Annotated in this window: 4 protein-coding genes and 1 rRNA gene; all 5 read right to left on the bottom strand. The window is 49.6% G+C overall.

Going from position 1 to position 5,386, the window contains the following annotated elements; translation table 11 throughout:
* Positions 1 to 348: 348 nt before the first annotated feature.
* On the bottom strand, positions 349 to 2,013 hold the full coding sequence (locus I8U18_RS17390) for a glycerol-3-phosphate dehydrogenase/oxidase (protein WP_198065171.1): 1,665 nt from the start codon (positions 2,011 to 2,013) through the stop codon (positions 349 to 351).
* A gap of 109 nt (positions 2,014 to 2,122) precedes the next feature.
* The gene (glpK, locus tag I8U18_RS17395) at positions 2,123 to 3,622 is read right to left on the bottom strand and encodes a glycerol kinase GlpK (RefSeq protein WP_198056610.1); all 1,500 of its coding nucleotides are present in this window, start codon (positions 3,620 to 3,622) and stop codon (positions 2,123 to 2,125) included.
* Between the two features lie 17 nt (positions 3,623 to 3,639).
* On the bottom strand, positions 3,640 to 4,353 hold the full coding sequence (locus I8U18_RS17400; protein ID WP_198056611.1) for an MIP/aquaporin family protein: 714 nt from the start codon (positions 4,351 to 4,353) through the stop codon (positions 3,640 to 3,642).
* Positions 4,354 to 4,567: 214 nt separating this feature from the next.
* Positions 4,568 to 5,119 carry a glycerol-3-phosphate responsive antiterminator gene (locus I8U18_RS17405; RefSeq protein WP_033102322.1) on the bottom strand — a complete coding sequence of 184 codons (552 nt, stop codon included), beginning with the start codon at positions 5,117 to 5,119 and terminating at the stop codon, positions 4,568 to 4,570.
* Between the two features lie 183 nt (positions 5,120 to 5,302).
* A 16S ribosomal RNA gene (locus I8U18_RS17410) occupies positions 5,303 to 5,386 on the bottom strand; the annotation flags it as partial.

The raw sequence follows: 5,386 nt of genomic DNA on the forward strand, positions 1-5,386 counted from the left end.
GCTTAACCTGCTACGGTTTCTCTCCCGGTGATGCAACTTGACGAATGACCATTTCGTCATTTGCCTTATTCCATATCTTATTTTCAAGGTGCGTTCTCTTCGTTGCGCCGGTCATTGCGGCGACAAGAAATAATATATCACGGGTAACATCATATTGCAACCCTTTTTTTATATTTTTTTCTCCGCAAAGAAAATTCATCCCAAACGGAAATCAATCCTAAATCGGAAAACCTTGCAAAGCCGGGCAGTTTAACATTCCCGCACCGATTCCCCGAAGTAAAATCACATTTTCCACCAAAAAAAAGCAACGCCCGATGGAGTACGAAACCCCACCGATGGCGCTGCCTGTCAAGAGTTTACCGTTTCAGTGGCTATGATGATCGCCTCTTCCAACTCGTCTGCATAAGTCTCCATTTGCGATTGACTCCATCCCAATTTCTCTTTCATCAAAGTTAACACGGGTTCTTTCCACTCTTTCACCCAATTGATATCAAAGAACATGCTGCCTGTACGGCGAATGAAATAATCCACCGGCTTGGCAACCGATTCCTGCTCGATCCCGTACATGACCGTGGCATAAACCGCCGGCAAAAGCCCAAAATGCTGCGCTTCTTGCCGCCCTCTCCCGACCCAGGCAAAAACTTCATCTACATTGGAACCATACAGCTTCACCAGACGCAGTGATTCTTCCGATGTGAGGCCGATGTCGATTCCCTGTTGCTGTTTTTGTGCCAAAAAAGTGCGCCACCCTTGCGAACCGCCCACTTCCCCTCCGGATATGGCAATCCGCTCCGTCTGGCATCCCGGGTAGGATTTGCCTGTCTCTTTTTTTAACTCTTTGGCGATCAAATCAACCACTTTTTCCGCCATCTTGCGGTATCCGGTCAGTTTTCCGCCGGCAATGGTGATCAATCCTGTCGCTGAACGGAAGATTTCGTCCTTTCTCGAGATTTCCGAAGGGGATTTTCCCTCTTCATGGATGAGCGGGCGAATTCCTGCCCAGAACGCTTCAACATCCCCTTTGGTCAACTGGATTTCCGGAAACATGTGATTCACGGCCCGAATGAGATAATCGCGGTCTTCCTCGGTCACACGCGGGTTAACCAGATCATTGTGATAATCGGTATCCGTCGTTCCGATATAGGTTTTGCCGTCACGCGGAATGGCAAACACCATGCGCTGATCCGGAGTATCAAAATAAACCGCCTTCCTCAGCGGGAATCGTTTCTGATCGACAACGAGATGGACACCTTTGGTCCAGTGAATGGTTTTCCCTTTCTTCGATCCGTCCATTTCCCGCAGTTCGTCAACCCAGGGACCGGTCGCATTCACGATTTTTTTTGCTTTCAGCCGGAAAGTTTCATCAGTCAGCAGATCCCGGACCAGAACGCCCGTCAGTTTCCCGCCTTCATAGCACAGCTCTTCCGCTTTCATGTAGTTAAATGCCTTCGCTCCGAGGCTGACCGCTTTTTTCAGCACTTCCAGGGTCAGACGGGCGTCATCCGTCCGGTACTCGACGTAGTACCCCGCTCCTTTTAAATCCTCTTTGCGCAAAAGCGGCTCCATTTGAAGCGCTTCTTCTTTGGACAACATCCTGCGTCGTTCACTCTTTTTTACCCCTGCCAGAAAATCATATACCTTTAACCCGACTGATGTGGCAAATTTGCCAAGCGACCCGCCGGGAATAATCGGGAGCAGCATCCATTCCGGGGTCGTCACATGCGGTCCGTTTTCATAAACAATTGCCCGCTCTTTGCCGACCTCGGCCACCAGACCGACTTCGAGCTGTTTTAAATAGCGAAGTCCTCCATGTACGAGCTTGGTTGAACGGCTGGAAGTGCCGGCAGCAAAGTCCTGCATCTCAATGACAACCGTTTCGATTCCCCGGGACTGGGCATCCAAAGCAATCCCCGCCCCGGTGATTCCTCCTCCGATGACAAGCAGATCCAGTTGTTTTCCTGCCAATTCCGTTTGCAAACGACTGCGTTCTTTCACCGTAAAAGGTATCGCCATTTTGGTTCTCCTCCTTTTGATAAAAAGAAAAACCACATAAACCCTATGTGCGAACACATAAGGTCATGTGGTTTTCTCCTGTTCTCCGCCAACTATTAACTTGTATGGATTAATCGAGTTTAAATGCTCGCGTAGCTTCTACTGCCTTTACCCAACCATTATACAATTTATTGCGAGAATTGTCATCCATTTTCACATTAAAGGTGCGGTCAATCGCCCAATGATCCGCGATCTCCTGTTTATTGTTCCAAAATCCAACCGCCAATCCTGCCAAATATGCTGCTCCCAACGCCGTTGTTTCCAGGACAATCGGCCGTTCAACCGGTACACCGAGAACATCGCTCTGGAATTGCATTAAAAATCCATTGGCAGTGGCTCCGCCGTCAACGCGCAGTTTTTTCAGGCGAATCCCGGAATCGGCCTCCATTGCAGTCAATACATCTTTGGTCTGGTATGCCAGTGATTCCAATGTGGCCCGGATGAAATGTTCCTTGGAAGTGCCGCGGGTCAAACCGAATACGGCACCGCGCGCATCGGAATCCCAATACGGGGTTCCCAGACCCACAAAAGCGGGAACCACATACACTCCGTTTGTCGAAACCACCTTAACCGCTAAGTCCTCCGATTCCGCCGCTGTTTGAATCAGTTGCAACCCGTCACGAAGCCACTGGACAGCCGAACCAGCGATAAAAATGCTTCCCTCCAGGGCATATTCCACTTTTCCGTCGATCCCCCAAGCAATGGTGGTCAATAATCCATGCTTGGAGCGAACCGCCTTGCTGCCCGTGTTCATCAACATAAAACAACCGGTTCCGTAAGTGTTTTTCGCCATCCCCTGCTCAAAACAGGCCTGCCCGAACAGCGCCGCCTGCTGATCGCCGGCAATTCCGGAAATCGGCACCTCTTTCCCGAAAAATACATCGGGATGGGTCACGGTATAAACTTCCGAGGAAGAACGGACTTCCGGCAACATGGCGGCAGGGACAGTCAAAATCTCCAATAACGCGTCATCCCACTTCAGGTCATGGATATTATACATCAGGGTGCGCGAAGCATTGGTATAATCCGTTATATGGGCTTTTCCCCCGGAGAGTTTCCAGACAAGCCAGCTGTCAATAGTTCCAAACAACAGATCCCCTTTTTCCGCTTTTGCCCGCGCACCGTCCACCTGGTCCAAAATCCATTTCACTTTGGTACCGGAAAAATATGCGTCGATCAAAAGACCCGTTTTGTCCCGGAATACCTCCTGATAACCCTCTTCCATCAGTTCAGCGCAAATCCCGGCCGTTTGGCGTGATTGCCACACAATCGCATGGTAGACCGGTTCCCCCGTATGCCGGTCCCAGACAACGGCGGTTTCCCGCTGATTGGTGATCCCGATCGCTGCGATCTCGTCTGCATGAGCTCCGGCTTTTTGCAAGACCTCTGCGATGACTTGACGAACCGAATCCCAGATCTCCACCGCATCATGTTCCACCCAGCCCGGTTGCGGAAAATACTGAGTAAATTCTTTTTGCGCCATTTCTTTGATCCGGCCTTGGCGATCAAACAAAATCGCTCTGGAACTGGTTGTTCCCTGATCAATGGCAAGTACGTATTTCTTTTTCATTCCTGTTCACCTCTCCTTTATTGGAACAACACGACAAAGCTCAATGCCGCAATCAACGCACCGACAACCGGCCCGACAACCGGAATCCAGGCATATCCCCAATCAGAGTGCCCTTTTCCGGCAATCGGCAGGAGAGCATGAGCCAATCGCGGTCCAAGATCACGCGCAGGATTTATTGCATATCCCGTCGTTCCGCCGAGTGACATCCCAATCGAGACAATCAGGAATCCAACCACCAGCGTCTGCAAGCCGTCGGCAAACACAATTCCCTTGGCTCCGAAGCCCAATAAGGCAAAGACCAATACAAATGTGCCGATCACTTCGGACAGGAAATTGAAAAACGGGCTGCGGATGGCCGGACTAGTGCAGAAAACATTCCGTTTCGCCTCGGCATCATCCGTGACCTTCCAATGTGGATAATAGAAAAGCCAAACAAGCACGGCCCCCAAAAAGGCACCGATCATCTGGGCCACGATCATTCCGCCCACCTCAGACCAGGGGAGTTTCCCGGCCATGGCAAACCCGATCGTAACCGCAGGGTTGAGATACGCACCGCTGACATGGCCGACCAGATAAGCGGGAACCATCACCGCCAATCCCCACCCTAATGTAATGACAACCCAACCTGCGTTTTGCGCCTTGGACCGGTTTAAGACAACCCCGGCCACAACGCCATCCCCCAATAAGATCAAGATCATTGTCCCGATTAATTCAGCTGCAAAATGAGACATATCCATCCTCCCCTGGCGTTTTATTACTCGTAATACTCAGAAAAATAGTTCATAAATAAAAAGAATCACTAAAATTCCTCTTTTCCTTCCGCGGTAGAAAAGAAGGTTTAGTGACTCTCCAAAACTCATGTCTGTTATTAACTTGGTCGGGTTCAAGGGTGTGTAAGCGTTCACAATTCCATTTTAAAATATGAACATACATTTTTCAATACTTTTATTTATATTCCCATAGATTTTGGCTTGATGTCGTCACTGCTTCCGCCCCCGCTTCCAATGCTTCTCTCACCTCTTGTCTCGTTCGGATCAACCCTCCAGCCAAAATGGGAATCCCGGTATTTTCCCTTACCTCCCTGATGATATGGGGAATCACCCCGGGCAATACCTCGATATAATCGGGCTGCGATGTTTTCAACAGCCGATAGCTGGTTTCCAGGGCGTGGGTATCCAGAAGAAACACGCGCTGAATGGCGATTAACGACTTTTTCTTTGCCACTTGGACTACCGGTGTGCGCGTGGAAATCAGACCGGCGGGTTTTATCACCTGGCATAGGAACTCGGCGGCATATTCATCGCTTTTCAACCCCTGGATCAAATCGACATGCAACAAAACCTGTTTTTGATATCGGTTTGCCAATTTCATCAGCGATGGCAGCTGGGCTACATGGGAATCCAGTAAAATAATGGTTTGAAACCGGCTGTTCATCATTTTCTCAAAATCTTTAATACTCTTTGCCGCCGGCAAGATCTTTTGCTTTCCCAAACGCATTCAGTTTCCCTCCTGCTCAGATCAAATCCCTTTTCTTGGTGATTCCATCATACCATGAAATAAGAAAAACCCCCTCAGCCAACCAGGCAAAAAGGGGGTTAAAGTGTTCCCTGAAAACTAAAGAGTGAGTAAGGCATGACCCGAGAAGTAATCGGTTCATTTGCTCTATGAAGAGCTCCTTAGAAAGGAGGTGATCCATCCCCACCTTCCGGTAGGGATACCTTGTTACGACTTCACCCCAATCATCTGCCCCACCTTCGGCGGCTG

Source organism: Thermoactinomyces sp. CICC 10522, from assembly GCF_016055075.1.
GTDB classification, from domain to species: Bacteria; Bacillota; Bacilli; order Thermoactinomycetales; family Thermoactinomycetaceae; genus Thermoactinomyces_A; species Thermoactinomyces_A daqus.

What these genes read in the sequence shown, in the direction of transcription:
- I8U18_RS17390 (WP_198065171.1), bottom strand. Translation starts at nt 2,013, where the DNA reads ATGGCGATACCTTTTACGGTGAAAGAACGCAGTCGTTTGCAAACGGAA.
- I8U18_RS17405 (WP_033102322.1), bottom strand. Translation starts at nt 5,119, where the DNA reads ATGCGTTTGGGAAAGCAAAAGATCTTGCCGGCGGCAAAGAGTATTAAA.
- glpK (WP_198056610.1), bottom strand. Translation starts at nt 3,622, where the DNA reads ATGAAAAAGAAATACGTACTTGCCATTGATCAGGGAACAACCAGTTCC.
- I8U18_RS17400 (WP_198056611.1), bottom strand. Translation starts at nt 4,353, where the DNA reads ATGTCTCATTTTGCAGCTGAATTAATCGGGACAATGATCTTGATCTTA.